This window comes from Pandoraea sp. NE5, from assembly GCF_024363545.1.
Taxonomy (GTDB): Bacteria; Pseudomonadota; Gammaproteobacteria; order Burkholderiales; family Burkholderiaceae; genus Pandoraea; species Pandoraea cepalis.
The window spans coordinates 1,204,700-1,222,300 of sequence record NZ_AP025517.1; the positions used below are offsets into that span (position 1 = coordinate 1,204,700).

19 protein-coding genes are annotated in these 17,601 nt (G+C 65.5%); 3 read left to right on the top strand and 16 right to left on the bottom strand.

Going from position 1 to position 17,601, the window contains the following annotated elements:
* Positions 1-78: 78 nt before the first annotated feature.
* The 16 genes from slmA to PanNE5_RS05730 all read right to left on the bottom strand — a co-directional run bounded on the left by slmA (position 79) and on the right by PanNE5_RS05730 (position 14,562).
* Positions 79-735 carry a nucleoid occlusion factor SlmA gene (gene slmA, locus PanNE5_RS05655; protein ID WP_261939386.1) on the bottom strand — a complete coding sequence of 219 codons (657 nt, stop codon included), beginning with the start codon at positions 733-735 and terminating at the stop codon, positions 79-81.
* A 10-nt stretch (positions 736-745) separates the two neighbouring features.
* On the bottom strand, positions 746-1,549 hold the full coding sequence (locus tag PanNE5_RS05660; protein WP_017233997.1) for an HAD-IA family hydrolase: 804 nt from the start codon (positions 1,547-1,549) through the stop codon (positions 746-748).
* A gap of 270 nt (positions 1,550-1,819) precedes the next feature.
* Positions 1,820-2,899 carry a porin gene (locus tag PanNE5_RS05665; RefSeq protein WP_369751577.1) on the bottom strand — a complete coding sequence of 360 codons (1,080 nt, stop codon included), beginning with the start codon at positions 2,897-2,899 and terminating at the stop codon, positions 1,820-1,822.
* 196 nt (positions 2,900-3,095) lie between these two features.
* Positions 3,096-3,578: a nuclear transport factor 2 family protein gene (locus tag PanNE5_RS05670; protein ID WP_017233995.1), complete on the bottom strand. Its 483-nt coding sequence runs from the start codon at positions 3,576-3,578 to the stop codon at positions 3,096-3,098.
* A complete protein-coding gene (locus PanNE5_RS05675) occupies positions 3,575-4,330 on the bottom strand; it encodes an alpha/beta fold hydrolase (RefSeq protein WP_261939387.1) in 756 nt (251 codons plus the stop codon). The genes PanNE5_RS05670 and PanNE5_RS05675 overlap by 4 nt, the downstream gene beginning before the upstream one ends.
* Entirely contained in the window at positions 4,327-5,445 is a 1,119-nt protein-coding gene (locus PanNE5_RS05680; protein WP_017233993.1) for a 4-oxalomesaconate tautomerase, read from the bottom strand. The genes PanNE5_RS05675 and PanNE5_RS05680 overlap by 4 nt, the downstream gene beginning before the upstream one ends.
* Before the next feature lie 10 nt (positions 5,446-5,455).
* Positions 5,456-6,160: a 4-carboxy-4-hydroxy-2-oxoadipate aldolase/oxaloacetate decarboxylase gene (locus tag PanNE5_RS05685; protein ID WP_017233992.1), complete on the bottom strand. Its 705-nt coding sequence runs from the start codon at positions 6,158-6,160 to the stop codon at positions 5,456-5,458.
* Positions 6,157-6,912 carry a PIG-L deacetylase family protein gene (locus PanNE5_RS05690; protein ID WP_261939388.1) on the bottom strand — a complete coding sequence of 252 codons (756 nt, stop codon included), beginning with the start codon at positions 6,910-6,912 and terminating at the stop codon, positions 6,157-6,159. Before PanNE5_RS05690 ends, PanNE5_RS05685 begins: the two co-directional genes overlap by 4 nt.
* Positions 6,913-6,947: 35 nt before the next feature.
* A complete protein-coding gene (locus PanNE5_RS05695) occupies positions 6,948-7,667 on the bottom strand; it encodes an ABC transporter ATP-binding protein (protein WP_261939389.1) in 720 nt (239 codons plus the stop codon).
* Positions 7,660-8,412 carry an ABC transporter ATP-binding protein gene (locus tag PanNE5_RS05700; RefSeq protein WP_017233990.1) on the bottom strand — a complete coding sequence of 251 codons (753 nt, stop codon included), beginning with the start codon at positions 8,410-8,412 and terminating at the stop codon, positions 7,660-7,662. The genes PanNE5_RS05695 and PanNE5_RS05700 overlap by 8 nt, the downstream gene beginning before the upstream one ends.
* Positions 8,409-9,497 carry a branched-chain amino acid ABC transporter permease gene (locus PanNE5_RS05705; RefSeq protein WP_261939390.1) on the bottom strand — a complete coding sequence of 363 codons (1,089 nt, stop codon included), beginning with the start codon at positions 9,495-9,497 and terminating at the stop codon, positions 8,409-8,411. The genes PanNE5_RS05700 and PanNE5_RS05705 overlap by 4 nt, the downstream gene beginning before the upstream one ends.
* A 10-nt stretch (positions 9,498-9,507) precedes the next feature.
* The gene (locus PanNE5_RS05710; RefSeq protein ID WP_017233988.1) at positions 9,508-10,380 is read right to left on the bottom strand and encodes a branched-chain amino acid ABC transporter permease; all 873 of its coding nucleotides are present in this window, start codon (positions 10,378-10,380) and stop codon (positions 9,508-9,510) included.
* Positions 10,381-10,417: 37 nt separating this feature from the next.
* Positions 10,418-11,614: an ABC transporter substrate-binding protein gene (locus PanNE5_RS05715; RefSeq protein WP_261939391.1), complete on the bottom strand. Its 1,197-nt coding sequence runs from the start codon at positions 11,612-11,614 to the stop codon at positions 10,418-10,420.
* Between the two features lie 389 nt (positions 11,615-12,003).
* Positions 12,004-13,344: a LysR family transcriptional regulator gene (locus PanNE5_RS05720; protein ID WP_150562099.1), complete on the bottom strand. Its 1,341-nt coding sequence runs from the start codon at positions 13,342-13,344 to the stop codon at positions 12,004-12,006.
* 19 nt (positions 13,345-13,363) lie between these two features.
* Positions 13,364-13,723 carry a hypothetical protein gene (locus PanNE5_RS05725; protein WP_017233985.1) on the bottom strand — a complete coding sequence of 120 codons (360 nt, stop codon included), beginning with the start codon at positions 13,721-13,723 and terminating at the stop codon, positions 13,364-13,366.
* Positions 13,720-14,562: a gallate dioxygenase gene (locus PanNE5_RS05730; protein WP_017233984.1), complete on the bottom strand. Its 843-nt coding sequence runs from the start codon at positions 14,560-14,562 to the stop codon at positions 13,720-13,722. Before PanNE5_RS05730 ends, PanNE5_RS05725 begins: the two co-directional genes overlap by 4 nt.
* A 211-nt stretch (positions 14,563-14,773) precedes the next feature.
* Here PanNE5_RS05730 and PanNE5_RS05735 point away from each other — a divergent pair, with 211 nt between their 5' ends.
* The 3 genes from PanNE5_RS05735 (at position 14,774) to PanNE5_RS05745 (ending at position 17,541) form a co-directional block, all read left to right on the top strand.
* A complete protein-coding gene (locus PanNE5_RS05735) occupies positions 14,774-15,442 on the top strand; it encodes a GntR family transcriptional regulator (RefSeq protein WP_017233983.1) in 669 nt (222 codons plus the stop codon).
* Between the two features lie 84 nt (positions 15,443-15,526).
* On the top strand, positions 15,527-16,600 hold the full coding sequence (locus PanNE5_RS05740; RefSeq protein ID WP_150562096.1) for an aromatic ring-hydroxylating oxygenase subunit alpha: 1,074 nt from the start codon (positions 15,527-15,529) through the stop codon (positions 16,598-16,600).
* A complete protein-coding gene (locus tag PanNE5_RS05745) occupies positions 16,597-17,541 on the top strand; it encodes a PDR/VanB family oxidoreductase (RefSeq protein ID WP_261939392.1) in 945 nt (314 codons plus the stop codon). Before PanNE5_RS05740 ends, PanNE5_RS05745 begins: the two co-directional genes overlap by 4 nt.
* The last annotated feature ends 60 nt before the right edge of the window (positions 17,542-17,601 follow it).

A 17,601-nucleotide genomic window follows, 5' to 3' on the forward strand; every position in this document is an offset into this window, starting at 1 on the left:
CCTGTCAAACGTACGTCGGCCTCGGCGCGGGAAGCAAAAGTATAACGTAATCCGCGCCGTCGGCGCAGACCCGGGATCTTAGCGCAGGAGCGCGGCGATCTGGGGCTCGGCCCCCTCGACCAGCGAGCGCTTGAAGCCGCTCTTGGCGAAGCGATGCCAGCGGCCGAGCACGTAAGACACGAGCAGGTTGGCGCGCGAGTTGGCATCGAACGTCTCCGGCAGCGTGCCCTGTGCACACGCCAGACGCAACACCTGGCGCAGCGAGGCCTCGATGCGGTCGAGCAACTGGTTCATGCGCTCCTGCAAGCGCTCGTGTTCGCCGACCAGCGCTTCGCCGGTCAGCACGCGCGTCATGCCGGGGTTCTTCTCTGCGAACCCGAGCAGCATCAGCACGATGGCGCGTGCTTGCGTCACGCCGTCCTGATCCTGCGCGGAGATCTGGTTGATCAAACCGAAGATGGTCTGTTCGATGAACTCGATCAGACCCTCGAACATCTGGGCCTTGCTCGCGAAGTGGCGATAGAGCGCCGCTTCGGAAACGTCGAGACGCGCGGCGAGCGCGGCCGTGGTGATCTTTTCGCCCTTGGGCGTCTCGAGCATGGCGGCGAGGGTCTGCAACACCTGCACCCGGCGCTCACCCGGCTTGGGGCGGGTTGTCTTCACTGGCGCGGGCACGGCCTCAAGCGCATCGGCGGCGCCGTAACCGGCACCGCTCGAAGAGTTTTCCTGCTGCATCGTCTGGTCGTTATCGGTAGGTATTTTTGGGTCGGGCGGCTCGGGCTGCGCGTCTCGCACCGGCCCCGGTCGCAAGGCGCGCCCGTAACTCGCGCAGAGATTGTACTTTGATATCCACGTAGTGTGGGCGCCCACTGCGCGGCATGGCATCGCCAAGACTGTTTCTGGCCGGCAGATGCCCCGTGATCCAGACCGTCTTGATACCGAAATGCCGGAGGTGCTTGAGGTGGGAGCGCGTGTCTTCGACCAGCCACGTCCGATACGGCGCGAGGCCCTCGCGCACCAGCAGACGACGCAACATGATCGCGTCCGGTTTGGCGCGCCAGGCCCGGCGGTCCGCCATGTCCTCGATGCTCACGCAGCGCTCGAAATGTCGGCGAATGCCCAGCGCCTCGACAATCGGCAGGGCGTAATGCGCGGGCGCATTGGTCAGGAGAATTTTGCGCCCGGGCAGGCCGGCGAGCAGGCGGGCGATCCCGCGCTCGGCGCGCAGCACCTCGACCAGCGGCGGCAGCTCGTGCACGCGCGCCAGAAACTCATGTGGATCGATGGCGTGATGCTTGATGAGGCCCAGCAGCACGGCCCCATACTTCGCCGTGTAGTCGGTACGCAGACGATTGGCTTCGTCGGGCGGCAGCCCCAGCTTCTCGACGATATAGGCCGTCATCGCGCGATTGATGCGCGGAAAGATCGCGTGCGACGCGCGATGCAGCGTGTTGTCCAGATCGAACAGCCAGACCGGACCGCGCGTGCCGTGTTCGCTGCGGGCGCGGGGCGCCCGGCGTCGCCGGCTCAGAACGTGAGAAGAAGACACGAAGATAGCGGATTCATGCGAGGAGATACGGGGAGATGGCTGCCGCGCCCCGACAGCCACCCTTCCTGTCGCAGAACACATTGCCGCCATGGCTAGGCACGATGCTAGCGCGTGAATCCCGCTTTGACAAACCTCGGGGCGCAGCACCGCATCACGTGGGGATCGCCCCCCCGGACGATCCTCACGCCTGAACGACACGCGATGCTGCGCGATCTGGCCGTTGTCATGGCGCCTCGATGACGTCTTTCGCGTCATCGCCAGCGCCACCGATCAGAACGTGTGCTGAATGCCCAGCATCGTGCCGAACTGATTACCGCCCGTGGCAACCGAGCCGCCTGCGGCAATCGCCACCGCGCCGTTTTGGCTGTTTGCCACCCAGCCGACCAGGCCATACAGCGACGTGCGCTTCGAGAGCGAGTACGAGGCGCGGCCGATGAGCATCGTCGCGTTGGCACGGCTCTTCAACTGGTAGCGAATGGCCTGCGCGTCGAACGCCCACGTGATCGTCGGCAGATAGCTCACGCCGATGAAGTAGATGTCCGAGCGCAGCGAGGCGGCATCGGCGCTCACGTTACGGTGAATCCAGCCACCGCCCACGCGTCCCGTCGACCATTTGTAGTACGCGTTGATGACCGAGTGCGAGTCGGTGTAACGCGAGCTGGTCAGCGGGGCCGCGGCGCCCGTGTTGCCGCGCATCTGGTCGTACGATGCCGAAATGCCGAAGTTCTGGTAGTCGTAGCCGATCAGGCCCGTGAACTGCTTGCAGGCCTGGTAGTTGCCGGCGACGTTGCCCGCGCAGTTCGTGGCCGACGGACCGCCGGCGGACGAGCCATCGCGCCCGAAGCTATACGTCGCGCCGAGCGTCACGCCGGAGAATTTACCCATGTAGCCGACCGCGCTGTCGCTACGTGCGCTGGCGATGTACGGATCGACGCTGGCCAGCGAGAAGATCGACGGTCCGATCACGTCGGCGTTGCCGGTCACGTAGAACGTCATGTTGTTCTGACGGCCGAGGAGCACCGTGCCCCAATCGCCCGACAGACCGACGTTCGCCTGACGGCCGAACAGACGTCCGCCGTAGTTCAGGTTGCCGGTGCCCGGCTGGAAGCCGCTTTCCAACGTGAAGACGGCTTTCAGGCCGCCGCCCAGATCTTCGACGCCCTTGAAGCCGAAGCGCGACGGCACCTTGCCCGTGAGGGTCGGCTCGCCGATGAAGCTACCGCCCGTGGCGGCGTTGTTGTAGTAGGCGATGCCGGTATCGACGATCCCGTACAGCGTCACGTTGCTTTGTGCGTGCGCCAGGCCCGCCCCCAGCAGCAGGCCAGCGGCCAATGCATGTTTCACTTTCACTTCTGTCCCCTTGTTTTTTGAAATACACAGCAACTACAGACTTCAACCTCCGGACCGTTGGCAACCTCGCCGGCCCAGTCTTTTGCAAGACGGCATGCTGGCCGCCTCGGGTACTGCCCTTGGAACCACCGCCCTGACTGCGCCCTCGGCCGGGTTCAAGTGCAGGGATGGCGCGACGTGCGATGCTGTTTTTTCCTCACGCCTCGCGTACGAAAGCGAAACGCGCTTCGCGGCGGGCAATGCGCCAACCCTGCGCGGTCCGCACGAACGTGTCTTCGAACTCCCCCATGACCTGCCGGCCCTGTGCCGGACGTCCGAATGGCCCCGGCACATCGTGTGCCGAGCCGCTCCAGAGCAACACCGTGCTGCTGCCGATTGCGCGCGTCGGCGACGTGACATCGATCAGCACGTTGCCTACGAGATGCCGCGTGAGCCGATCCACTGGACGCTGCGCATAGGCAGCCGCAATGGCGACGGGGCCAATGAGCGCGTCGCCGTTGGGGCGCACGAGCACCCCCGCCTCGGCAAACAGCGCGGCGAGTCCCTGCGCGTCGCGCCGGTCGTTGCAGGCGACGAAGCGCATCACCAGGTCGTGGCAAGCCTGTTTGGCCAGCAGGGCGTCGAGCGATTGCGGGTCGACGCCGGGCGTCAGGTCCTGATCGGCGGCATCGTTCGTCATGCGTCGCGCCCCTCGGTGGGTGCGATGTCCAACGCGGGCCGTGCCAGCCAGGTCCGCATGGCCTGCGCCACGTCCTGCGGGCGCTCCATCGGACTCATATGGCCACTGTGTTCTATGACGTGCAGCACGCTCCCCGGGATGAGCCCCGCCATCACTTCGTGGCGCGCGAGCGGGCTCCATGTGTCCTGCCGGGCGCACAACACGAGCGTCGGACAGCGAACGCCGCCCAGCAGCGACGTTGCATCCGGTCGACCGAGCAATGCATGAATCTGGGCGGCAAACTGATCGGGGTGGCTGCGCTCGATCATGTCGAGAATCGCGCCGAACAGCGGCGTGCCGATCTGGTCGGGATGCACCATCCCGGTCGCCCATACCTGCCCCATCGCCCGCATGCCGGCTTCGCGCGCGCGAGCGAGCAAGGCGGCGCGTCCGGCACGTTCCTTCTCGGCCGCCTCGCCGTCGGGCAGCGCCTGATAACCCGTGTCGAGCAGCGCAAGATGCGTGACGCGATGCGGTGCGCGGCGCACCACCTCCAGCGCCACGCGTCCGCCCATCGAGTGCCCTGCGAGGGCGAAGCATGGCGCGGCGGTACTTGCCAACACGTGATCGGCCATCGCGTCGATGGTGTCGAGCATGCCCCACGTGGGAACGCGGCAATCGTATTGCGGCAGCGCTGCCGCCGTGGCCGCCCAGGCCACGTGATCGCAAAGCAAGCCGGGGAGCAGGAGCAACGGGGAACGTTCGACACTCATGGTTTTCCTCCCTGCGGCCAAGCACGATTCGGTATGCACACCTCGCCGTCGAAGAGCCAGCGCGCCGTGCGCAGCAGGCCGGCGCCGGCGACGTCCGGCGCACCGTCGGCATCGACGCCGAGCGCGAGGCGCACGGTGAATTCGCCCGTCGGGTGTTCGATGGCGAGCAGCGGCGCGTCGTCGTCCGGCACCACGGCCATCGCGTGGCAAACGGTGCCCGGCAGCGCGGCAGCCGTCGCCACGCTCACTGCCGCCAACACGCCGATGGACGAGTGGCAACGATGTGGGATGAAACAACGTGTCGCGAGGGCGCCACCGGCCTTCGGCGGCGCGACGAGACACATCTTGGGCACCGTGCGCGAACGCACGTCGCCAAGATGCATGCGCGGGCCGACGGCCAGTCGAATGGCCTCGATCCGGTCGCGCATCGTCTGAAACGCTGGCGCCGAGTCGAGCTGCTCGCAAGACTCAGCGCCAGTGATGCCCAGGTCCGCCGCGCGCAGGAGCACGAGCGGCATGCCGTTGTCGATGCATGTCACCGTGATGCCGTCCACGACGTCCTGACGCTGCCCCGTCGGGAACAGCGCACCGCAGGAGGAACCTGCCGTATCGCGAAACATCAACGGAATCGGGGCAGCCGTGCCCGGCACACCGTCGATGGCCACGTCGCCGTCGTACTTCACCACGCCGCGCGGGGTCTGCACGGTGGCCACCGCCACCTGCCCCGTATTGAGCATGTGAATGCCGACGTCCGTCACGTCACCCGGCGCGCTCACGAGCCCCCGCTCGATCGCGAACGGCCCCACCCCGGCGAGCAGGTTGCCGCAGTTCTGTCCATAGTCGACACGCGCTTCATCGACCACGACCTGGGCAAATAGATAGTCCACGTCGGCGTCGGGCCGCGTGGCGCGCGAGACGATGGCGACCTTGCTCGTGAGCGGATTCGCACCGCCCATGCCGTCGATCTGACGTGCATCGGGCGAGCCCATCGCCGCGAGCAGCACGGCGTCGCGCGCGGCGCCCTGCTCAGGCAAATCCTCGGCGAGGAAGTACAACCCCTTCGAGGTGCCGCCCCGCATGACGGCCGCCCGGATACGCGTTTGCGAATGCGTCACGTCGCGGTCCTCATTCGCCTTGCAGCTCGTCGAGCGAATCGACGTAGCGCAAGCCCTTCGCGGCAAGGCGTTCGCGCATCTTGTAATAGTCGAGCCCCAGCGTGCCGCCCGCGAGCACACCGCGCTTGTAGGCTTCGTCGGCACCGCGTGCGGCCGCCGCCTTGGCCACGGCCTCGGCGTTCGCGAACGGCACCACGACCACGCCGTCGTCGTCCGCGACGATCACGTCGCCCGGGTTCACGATCTGATGGGCGCACACGACCGGCACGTTCACCGAGCCGAGCGTCTCCTTGACCGTGCCCTGTGACGAGATGGCCTTCGACCACACCGGAAACCGCATGTCGGTGAGCGTGCCGATGTCGCGACAGCCCGCATCGATAACGAGGCCGGCGACACCGCGCGCCTTCATCGACGTGGCGAGCAGGTCGCCGAAGTAGCCGTCGTCGCAAGGCGACGTCACGCCAACCACAACGATGTCGCCCGGCTGCGCCTGCTCCACGGCAACGTGCAGCATCCAGTTGTCCGAGGGCGGCGCGAGCACCGTGACCGCACTGCCGGCCACCGCAGCGCCGGCGTAGATCGGGCGCAGGTACGTGGCCATCAGGCCGAGCCGGCTCTGCGCTTCGTGCACCGTGGCACTGCCTGCGCTGCGCAGCACGTCGAGCGTGGCGGCGTCGACACGGGGAATTTGACGAACGACGACGCCGCGGATCATGACAGTTGCTCCGTCACGACCGGCGTGAGGCGCATGAGCCCCTCTGCGTACTTGATGTCGCGCGCGGCGGCGATGCCGATGTTGCGCTTGGCCTGCACGCCGCGTTGCAACGCCACGCGCGTGTAGTAATCCCACAAGTGCTCCTGCCCCGCCATGCACTCGATGGCGGCACGCTTCGTGTCCCACACCGACGTGATATCGACGAAGGTGTTCGGGATCCATTCGCACTGCTCGGTCTGATGCGGCTCGAACGCGAGCACGGCGGGAGCGCCGATGATCTTTCCGCCCGGCTTGTGGCCCTCGGCCTGCGCAATGACGCGGGCTTCCTGCGTGACGTGCATCGCGAGCGGATGATCGAAGTTATACGGATCCTTCTCCGAGTGGCTCAGCACGAACGACGGTTGCAGCTCGCGATAGATGTCGACGAGCCGGAAGAGCGTTTCGTCGGATACGCGCATCGGGTAGTCGCCGATATCGAGGAATTCGATTTCCGCGCCGAGAATATCGGCCGCGCGCTGCGCTTCTTCGCGACGCGCGACCTTGACCTTCGCCTCGGTCATGTCCGCGCCCTTGCGCCAGAGCTTGGCCGACTCGCCACGCTCGCCGAAGGACAGGCACACGACCTTCATGCGATAACCCTGCGCGACATGCGTGGCAATCGTACCCGCCGCACGCCAGACGAAGTCCGCCGAATGGGCGCTGACCACAAGGCCGGCCAATCCGCCGGTGAGGGTGTGCTGTGATGTGCTCATATGTTTGACGTCAATACGTGTTGTGCTGTGCCCGTTCAGGCACTTTCCAAGCCGACCAGCGTGCCGAGCAGTTCCGGCGATGCGGCCAGTTCGCTGCTGCGTCCCGCCCAGACCTCGCGGCCCCGGTCGAGCACCAGTGCGCGGTCCGTCAGCTCCAATCCCAGTTCCGCGTGCTGCTCCACGAGCACCACGCCCATGCCGCCGTCCGCGCGCAGCTTCCAGAACGCATCGACCAGTTGATCGACGATCACCGGTGCGAGCCCTTCGAATGGCTCGTCGAACAGCAGCACGCGCGGATTGCCGATCAACGCACGGCCGATGGCCAGCATCTGCTGCTCGCCGCCCGAGAGTTGGTTGCCCAGGTTGCGGCGCCGCTGGTGCAGGCGTGGGAACAGGTCGTACACGCGATCGAGCGTCCAGGCGCCGTCGGCCGGCCCCATCGCGGACACCTGCAGGTTTTCTTCGACGGTGAGCGACTTGAAGATCTCGCGTTCCTGCGGCACCAGCGCCAACCCGGCGCGCGCTCGCTTGTACGCCGGCCACGACGAGATATCGTCATGGCGATAACGCACCACGCCGCCGTGGCGCGTGGTCAGTCCCAGCAGGCTGAGTAGCAGCGTGCTCTTGCCCACGCCGTTGCGACCGAGAATGGCGAGCGCTTCTCCCGACGCCAGACGCAGGCTCACGTCTTCGAGCACAATGGTCTCGCCGTACCCGGCGCTGAGCCCGCCGGCTTCGAGCACGATGTCAGTCATGATGGCGACGCCCCAGATAAATGTCGCGCACGCGCGGATCGCGGCGCACGTCGTCCTTCTCGCCTTCCATCAGCACCGCGCCTTCGACCAGCACCGTGATGCGGCGCGCGAACCGGAAGACCAGATCCATGTCGTGTTCGATGACCATCACCGCCACGTCTTCGGGCAAACGCTCCAGCAATTCGAACAGCTTGCGGCCCTGCCCTGACGGCACCCCGGCCACGGGTTCGTCGAGCAGCAGCACCTTGGGATCGAGCGCCAGACCGAGCGCGATTTCGACCTGACGACGTTGGCCGTAGGCCAACTCGTCGATGCGCCTGCCCGCGAGATCGAGCATGCCGAGCGCGCGCAAACGCTCCGCCGCTTCCTCCACGACTGCCGGACGGCTGGCCATCGGCTTGCCGACGCGACCGTCGAGGCCGCTGCGCGCCGAGAGGGCGAGCGCAACGTTCTCGGCCACGGTGAGTGTGTCGAATAGCGTGTTGAGCTGGAACGTGCGCGCCAGACCGAGCTTCACGCGCTTGTGCGACGGCATCGATGTCACGTCGGTGCCCCCCACGCGCACCACGCCCGCGTTCGGTTTGAGCACGCCCGTGAGCAGATTCATCAACGTGCTCTTGCCGGCGCCGTTCGGGCCGATCAGCGCGTGTCGCGCGCCCACGGGCAGCGACAGGCTGACGTTGCGTGTGACGTCGAGCTGGCCGAAACGCTTGGACAGCCCCTGAATGTCGAGTGCAGCGCTCACGGTGTCACCTCCTTGTCCGTGGTCGTTGCCTGGGTGTTGCCGATGGTGTCCGTCACGATCGCGCGCGGGTCGCGACGCCGCGCACGGGAGACGCGAGCGGCAAAGCGATCCACCAGTCCGATCAGGCCGTCGGGCGCGAAGCGCACCACGACAATGAGCAACACGCCGAGGGCGGCGAGCCAGTTCGTCGGGTCGATGGCAGCGATGCGATCGGACAACACCATGAAGACGATGGCACCGAGGGCCGCGCCATAGAGGCGTCCGGTGCCGCCCAGGGCGAGCATCACGAGCACGTTGGCCGACAGCGTAAACGACAGTGTGTCGAGGGCGACGATATTATTGACCTGTGCCGAGAGCGCGCCCGCGACGCCGGCCAGGGCGGCGGCGAGGGTGTAAAGCATCAGGCGCCGCAAGCCGACGCGCACACCGAGCAGCGACATACGCGTGGCGTTCTCGCGAATGCCCTTCACGGTCAGACCGAACGGCGAGTTCACGAGGAATTGCGTGAACAAATACACGACGAGCAGCACCGCGAGTGCGTAGAGATACGCCGTATGTCCATAGATATCGAACTCGAACTTGCCCAGCACCGGCGCGATGGTGTAGCCGGTCAGGCCGTCGTCGCCCATCGTGATCGACTTCGCGACGTTGCCGGCCTCATAGAGCAGCGTGGCGCACACGAGCGTGAGCATGATCTGCGTGAGCCCACTTACCCGTAGCACGACGACGCCGGTGACGAGCCCCACCAGCGCCGCTACCACGGCACCCGCGACCAGCCCGAGCAGCGGGTCGGGCGAGACGTGCAGCGCGAAGAGACCGGCCGCGTAGGCACCGCTGCCGAAGAATGCCGCGTGCCCGAGTGTCTCGATGCCGCAATAGCCCTGCACGAGATCAAGCGAGAGCGCAAAGATGATCATGATCAGCACGCTCGTGGCGAGCGCGAGATACAGATCGGCGAAGAAGTAAGTGGCAACGGCAGCGAGAAGCAACACCGCATCGAGTGCACCGAGACGTTTGCGTCGCAGCGCGGGGACAACGTGCGTCGTGCCTGCGGCCGACGGCAGCGGATTCGTATGAGACATCATGACCCTCCGCTCAGGCGCGGCCGACCAACCCTTGCGGGCGGATCAGCAGAATGGCCAGCACGGCCAGGTAAATCATGAAAGCGCCGAGCGCTGGCACGTAATAGCGCCCCAGCGTGTCGATCAGGCCGAGCAGCAGGCCTGCATAGAGCGAGCCGCGCAGACTGCCGAGACCACCGGCCGCCACCACGATCAGCACGAGCACCAGATACTTCAGACCGTAATAAGGCTCAAGCGGCAGGATCTGGCTCGACAGCGCGCCGCCTAGTCCGGACAGCCCGCATCCGATGGCAAATGTGATCGAGAACACGAGCGGCACGTCGATGCCAACGCAGCGCGCCATGCGCGGGTTGTCCACGGCCGCGCGCAGCTTCGCGCCGAACGGCGTGCGCTCCAGCCCCCACCAGATGCCGAGGGCCACGACCGCGCTGCAGACCAGGGCGAAGATGCGATAGACGGACACGGAGAATGCACCGAAGTCCCATGTGCCGCGCAGTGCCTCGGGAATGGGAATCGACTGCAGCTCGGTCCCGGCGAGATGCTTGGCCAGCGCGCAGATGATGAACGCGAGCCCGATCGTCATGAGCAATTGCCCCAGACCGTTGGCCGTGTAGACCCAGCGATACAACGTGCGTTCGAGCACAGCACCGAGCACCATGGTGCCCGCCACACCGACGAGCAACGCGGCGAAGAAATCGAGCCCGGCACGCTGCATGGCCCACAAGGTGAAATATCCGCCGATCATGGCGAAGGCGGAGTGCGCGAGATTGACCACGCGCATTACGCCCAACGTGACCGTGAGACCCACGGAGATGAGGAACAGCAACATCCCGTAGGCCACACCGTCGATCGACAACGACAGGAAAGTGGCAAGCGATTGCGTCATGACGAATTACCGAACGAACTGAGCGACAACGCCTGCGTTACTTGGCGGCCACTTGGGGGTGGCTCACATGCCACGGCTCGACCACCGACTTGAAGGTCTCGATGGGCTTGTTGCCCAGCTTTCCGTCGATGTTCTCCACCCGGCGGATATACACGTTCTGCACGATCTCACGCGTCTTCGGATCGATCGACACCGGACCCCGGGCGCTCGTCCAGGCGAAACCCTTCACGGCGGCGATCGCCTTGTCGCCATCCTTCTTGCCCTTTGTGGCCTTGATCATCTGTGCGATGACGGTCATCGAGTCGTAGGCCGACACCGAGGCAATCGACGGCAGCGCCCCCGGACCGTACTTCGCCTTGTAGGCCTTCACGAATGAGGTGTTTTCCGGCGACGTCAGGTACGGCGAATAATGCAGGGCGGTAATCGTGCCGATTGCGCTGTCGCCGATGGCCGGCAAATCGGACTCCATCGTCTCCGTCGTTGCGAAGAGCTGGATACCCGCTTTGTCGAGTTCGCGCTCCTTGAACGCCTTGACGAAGCCGGCTGACATCGGCCCCACCGGCATGAACAGGAAGAGGGCATCCGGCTTGGCATCGCGAACACGTTGCAGATAACTCGAAAAATCGGTCGTGCCGAGCGGCACCTTCACTTCGGTGGCAATCTTGCCGCCCGCCTTCTTGAACGTCTCGCTGTAGGCGTCGATCGCGTCGTAGCCTGGCGCGAAGTCGGCCACCACGATGGCCGCGTTCTTCACGCCCTTGCTGGCGGCGTACTCTACGAGCGGCACGCTCACGGCCCACTGCGTGAAGCCCGTACGCACGAAATACGGCGACTTGAGCGTCACACTGGACGTGCCCGAATTGCCAATGACGAGCGGCGTCTTGGTCTGCGTCGCCACATCGGCCATGGCCAGCACGTTCGGCGTGAACGAACCGCCGAACAGGTACTGCACCTGATCGCGCACCACCAGCTCCTGCGCCAGCTGACGCGTGCGTTGCGGGTTGACGCCGCCTTCGTCACGCTCAAGGATCACGAGCGTGTCGTCGCCCACTTTGCTCTTGTGCTGCTCGAGCCACAGGTTGACGCCGCGACGATACTCCGTGCCCCACCAGGACGCCGAGCCTGAGAACAGCCCCAGCATGCCGACCTTGATTTCCTCGGCATGCGCCGAGACAGCGGTGAATTGGCAAACACTCGCAAGTGCTACAGCAAGCCACAGATGGCGCTTCATCATGATGTCGTCTCCTCGTCGGCGTCGAGCGCCGCTCCGCTTTTTCGATGTGGCACGCCGGGGGGCGGGCCTTTTCAAGGTATGGGAAACAGCTTAGGCAGCCGAGCGCGGCGCGTCGAATGAAACTCCCGCGTCGAGCGTCGCGTTTTTCGTATATCCCCGAGATTTCCCTTACGTGACGGGACGCATTTCGCGAGCGAGATTTCGCAGTGCGAGACGTTTTGCGTTCCCATGGTGGAACGCCCGCCGCAAAAGGCGCGGCGGGAAGGCGTCACGGCACATTTCAAGTCGAATGACTCGGAAGGAAGAGAACGCGTCGACACATGCAAGCCATGGCGAAATCAGCGAATTTCGCCGCGCTCGCGAACCGTATCGCGAGCCTGTCACGCGTCTTACGTCGGATGCTGCATTGTCGGGGCCAGCGCGCGCAGCTCGTCGAGCAATTGCTCAGCGGCCGGGGACAGCAAGCCGTCGCGCCGCGTGGCGACACCGATCGCACGACGTGCATGCTGCAACGGCACCGGTACAACGGCCAGCTCGCCGGTGCGCAACTCCGACGTGATCTGCACCGGCGAGAGCAACGCAAGCCGGTCGCTCGATGACAATAACCCGCGTACCACCGGTGAACTGCTCGCGTGCACCTGCGTACGCGGCAATGCCAGACCCTCCGCATGAAACACGCGCTCGAATACCCGGCGCGCGGGCGTGGAGGGCAGCGGGCTCACCCAGCCGTACTCGGCCAGTTCCGCGAGCGTGGGCGTGCGGCCCGACGACAGGCAGGGATGGTCGGCACGGGCGACCACCGACAGGTGATCCTCGAACAGCGCCTCCTGGCGAATGTCCTGCGGCACGTCGCTCGCTCGCAAGGCGCCGACGATCATGTCGACGTCGGCCTGTCGCAACTGGCGAATCAGGGCTTCGTAGGTGCCGTCCACCACTGTCACATTCAGATACGGCGACTGGTACAGCAGACTGTCGATGGCTTTGGGCAGCAGAAAGCCACTGGACAGCGGCAACGCGGCCACGATCACGGTGCCTTGCTGACGCCCCCCGAATGGCGCGAGTTCGTCTTCGGCGATCGCCAGCTCGGCCAGCGCGCGCTTGACCGGGCCGAGCAACGCCTGCGCCTCGTCCGTCAGACGCGTGCCGCGCGGCGTGCGTCGAAACAGCTTGATACCGATCAGATCTTCGAGCTGATCGAGATTGCGCTGGATGGTCGGTTGAGAGCATTGCAGGCGGCTCGCCGCGAGCGGCCCGCTACCCAGCTCCGCGACCGCGATGAAGCTGGTGAGTTGCTGGGGAGCGACAACCGCCGCGAAGCGACTTGCGGCCCGCGCACCGCCGTCGGCCTGCGACGCCGTGGCGGCAAACGCGTCGCGATACCCGTTGGCCAACTCCGCGAGTGCGCGCGTGGCGCGCACACCCAGGCGCTGACCGGCCGCGTTCGGCGTCAGGCCGCGCGCGCTGCGGTGAAACAACGGAAAGCCCAGCTCCGCCTCGATATCGGAGATCGAGCGTGCAACGGCCGACTGTGAGAGATGCAGCATGCGCGCCGCACGCGCTACCGAATCGCATTCCAGCACGGCGACCATCGCGCGCAGGCCGCGCAATTTTCGGCACAGGAGCGTCGCCTCGTTGCTCTGTGGCGCACGGCTCCATGTGCCGCGCTCGTGACAGGCGAGTTGAGGGGCGGCCAACGGCGTGGTCAGGCTGATCGACGTGTCGATGGACATGCGCGGTGCGTCGCCGGGTTCAGCGCAGGGTCGGCACGCGGCGCGTGGCCATGAACTCGTCGAGCGTCTCGCCGCGCATGAGCGCATAGACTTCGAGGTTCGTCTTGCGCACCACGCGAGCGAATTTTTCGAGCACGAAGAAATTCACGCCGTGACGCACGAGTCCAAGCCAGTCCTGCGCTTGCACCATCGCCTGTTCGTCGGCGGTCAGACCGGCGGCGGTCATCGCAGCAACGGGGTCGCCGAGAAACGACTCCCGATTGTCGGCGCGAATCATGTGCCAGAAGAAGCGATTGAGCTTGAGCGTGCGATGGCTCACGCGCAAGTCGAACGCGTACGTGCCGGTGATCGCCTCGATGCCTTCGAGCTGCGGGTTCATGCGGCGTCCTCCTCGTAGAGCGCGACGGTCATGGCCGTCGTCGTCGCCAGGTAGTAGTTCAGATGCAGACGCTTGATGCGCGGGCCCAGCGCACCGCGCATCGACAGCCACATGATTTGCTCCACGCTCTCGGCACCGCCGCGCTCGACGTAATCCACATGCCTGAGTTCGGTCAGCGTCTCGGGCTGATGTTCGAGCAACGACAGGAATTCGCGATCCCACGCTTCGTCGTTGTAGCCCGCGCGCTCGCCGTGGATCTGGTGCGAGAGACCGCCCGTGCCCACCACCACCACGCGCAGATCTTCCGGATACGACTCGATGGCGCGGCGCACGGCCTGACCGAGGCGATAGCAGCGGCGCCCCGTCGGCAATGGGTATTGCAAAACGTTGATGGCGATCGGCACGACCGTACCCGGCCAGTCCGGCTTGTGCGGCCACAGCAGCGGCAGCGGCGACGCGCAGCCGTGATCGATGGGCTTGTCCTGAAATACGGTGATGTCGAATTCGTCGTTCACGAGCGACTCGGCAATGTGTGCCTGCAGCGCGACGTCGCCCCGAATCGGCGGCAACGGACGCAGCCCGGCCCCTTCGTCGGCGATCGGGAACGAGTCGCCCACGCCGAGCGCGAACGTCGGATACATGTCGAAGAAAAACGTGGTCGCGTGATCGTTGTAGAAGAACACCAGCACATCGGCCTGCTTCTCCGCCAGCCACTTCGCCACGGGCTCGTAGCCCTGGAACAGCGGCGCCCACGCGGGATCCTGCTGCTTGCCCTTGTCGTACGCCACGCCGATGGTCGGCACATGCGACGTACCGATCCCCCCAATGATCTTTGCCACGTGAAGTCTCCGTCCTTTGTCTTGTCATGCGTGGGCGATGCCATGCGATCCCCCACCGTTATGCTGCGGCGAGTCTATACGGGATCCCATATGCACATAAAGCAGGGTATTTACTGATGCAATGTCTTATTATGGGATCCCATAATAAAAAAGCCGGGCCTGGAAGCCTCCAGAATGACCGGCACGAATTCCCGCCATCGAAAGGAGACGCATGCTGCATCCCACGCCCACCACGGTTCAGTTGCGCGAGATGATTCTCAAGGGTGAACTTGCGCCGGGCGAGCGTCTGGCCGAAGCCAAGCTCGCGGAGCAACTCGGTGTCTCGCGCATGCCGGTGCGGCAGGCATTGCCGGTGCTTGCCGAGGAAGGGCTGGTCGTGCGTGCCGGTCAGCGCGGCTACGCGGTGCGAGCGCATACGCGTGAGGAAAGTGTCGAGGCGCTGCATCTGCGTGGCGCGCTCGAAGGTTATGCCGCACGTCTGCTGGCCGAAAAGGGCGCAAGCGCCGAGCTGCTCAAGCAGTTGCGCGACCTGTTGGCCGAAGGCGACGCCCTGCTCGCCGACCATACGATGACAGCCGAAGTACAGATCGGTTACGCGTCGCTCAACGCGCGCTTTCATGACCTGCTCGTCGTCGGCGCGCAGAATCCGCTGCTCGAAGGCTTCGTCGCGCGCTGCAATCTGGTGCCTTTCGTCGCGCCGCGTACGGTGGCCTTCGGACACAAGGACCGACGCCAGTACGCCGACATCATCGCGTACGCGCATCGCCAGCATCACGCGATTGTCGAGGCGATTGCCGCCCGTCAGCCCGATCGTGCCGAGTTCATGTGCCGCGAGCACATCGTCACCCAGGAACACAGCATGGGCGCGCAGTTGCTCTGACACGCGTCCCTCGACTTCATCCCGACCATCCTCTATCGACACGAGAGCGCGCCCGTCGACGGCGCGCCAAGGAGACAAACGAACATGTTTCTGAAAAATACCTGGTACGTCGCATGCACGCCGGACGAGTTCGCCGACAAGCCATTGGGCCGCAAGGTCTGCAACGAAGCGATGGTGTTTTTCCGTGAAGCCAACGGCAACGTCGCGGCCCTGGAAGACTTCTGTCCGCATCGCGGCGCGGCGCTGTCGCTGGGCTTCGTCAAGGACGGCCACCTCGTGTGCGGCTATCACGGCCTGACGGTCGACGGCGGCGGCAAGTGCACGAAGATGGTCGGCCAGCGCGTCGGCGGCTTCCCGAAAACGCGCGCGTATCCGTGCGTGGAGCGTTACGGCTTCGTGTGGGTCTGGCCGGGCGACGCCGCGCTCGCAAATCCCGACGAGATTCCTCACCTGGAATGGGCGGTGAGCGATCAGTGGGCCTACGGCGGTGGCCTGTATCACATCAAGTGCGACTATCGACTGATGATCGACAACCTGATGGATCTGACGCACGAGACCTACGTGCACGCGACGAGCATCGGTCAGGACGAGATCGAGGAAGCCCCGCCGAAGACGACGGTCGAGGGGGATAGCGTGATCACCGCGCGTCATATGGAGAACATCAAGGCCCCGCCGTTCTGGGCGAGCGCACTGCGCGCGAACGGCCTGGACGACCAGGTGCCGTGCGACCGCTGGCAGGTGTGCCGCTTCACGCCGCCGAGTCACGTGATGATCGAAGTGGGTGTGGCGCACGCGGGTCATGGCGGTTACGACGCCCCGGCCGACAAGAAGGCCGGCAGCATCGTGGTCGACTTCATCACGCCCGAGACCGACGAATCGATCTGGTACTTCTGGGGCATGGCGCGTAACTTCAAGCCCGAAGATGCCGAGCTGACCGCCGCGATCAAGCGCGGCCAGGGCGGTATCTTCGCCGAGGACCAGGAAGTGCTCGAAGCCCAGCAACGCAACCTCTCGGCGTATCCGGAGAAGAAGATCCTGAAGCTCAACATCGACGCCGGCGGCGTGCAGTCGCGCAAGGTGCTCGATCGGCTGATCGAGGCCGAACGGGCCGCAAAGGGGATCGTGGGCAGCCTGGGGAACGCGGAGAACGCGGCATGAAGGTCCGGCTCGCGAGCAAGCGCGATGTTGCCACCGACATCTGCGAATTCGAATGGGTGAGTGTCGACGGCACCCCCTTGCCGGCCTTCACCGCGGGTGCACACATCGACGTGCATGTCGCCGACGGGCTCGTGCGGCAGTACTCGTTGTGCAATGCGCCGGGTGAGACCCATCGCTATTGCGTGGGTGTACTGCGCGACCCGGCGTCGCGCGGCGGTTCGACCGCCATGCATGCGCTCACGCCCGGCACGACGGTGGAGATCAGCGCGCCGCGCAATCACTTCCCGTTGGTGGAACACGCCACGCACAGCATCCTGCTTGCCGGAGGGATCGGCGTGACGCCGATTCTGTGCATGGCCGAAGCGTTGTGCGCCCGCGGCGCGTCGTTCGAAGTGCATTACGGCACGCGTGAACCGGCGCGCACGGCGTTTCGCGATCGTTTCGCGCGCGACGATCTCGCGGCGAAGACGCACCTGTACTTCGACAGCGAAGGCGAGCGCGCCGATCTCGACGCGATTCTTGCGCAACCGTCCGGCGGCAAGCACCTGTATGTCTGCGGCCCGGCAGGATTCATCGACGCCGTGCTGGCACGCGCAGAAGCGGCGCAGTGGCCGGAAGGCAATGTGCATCGCGAGTACTTCGCCGCACCGATGCCGTCGGACACGGCGGGCGACAAGGCATTCCAGGTCAAGCTGCATTCGAGCGGTCGCGTGATCGACGTGAAGGCGGGCGAGACCATTGTCGCGGCGCTCGCCGCGAACGGCGTGGAAGTGCAGATGTCGTGCGAGCAGGGCGTGTGCGGCACGTGCCTCACGCGGGTGATCGACGGCACCCCGGAGCATCGCGATGTCTACCTGACCGACGACGAGCGCGCCGCCAACGACCAAATCCTGCCGTGCTGCTCGCGCAGCCGGTCGCCCATGCTGGTGCTCGATCTGTAACGCATCCTTGTCCTCACCGAAGGAAATCGCCCCGCTTCGCATCGCGAGCGGGGCTGACTT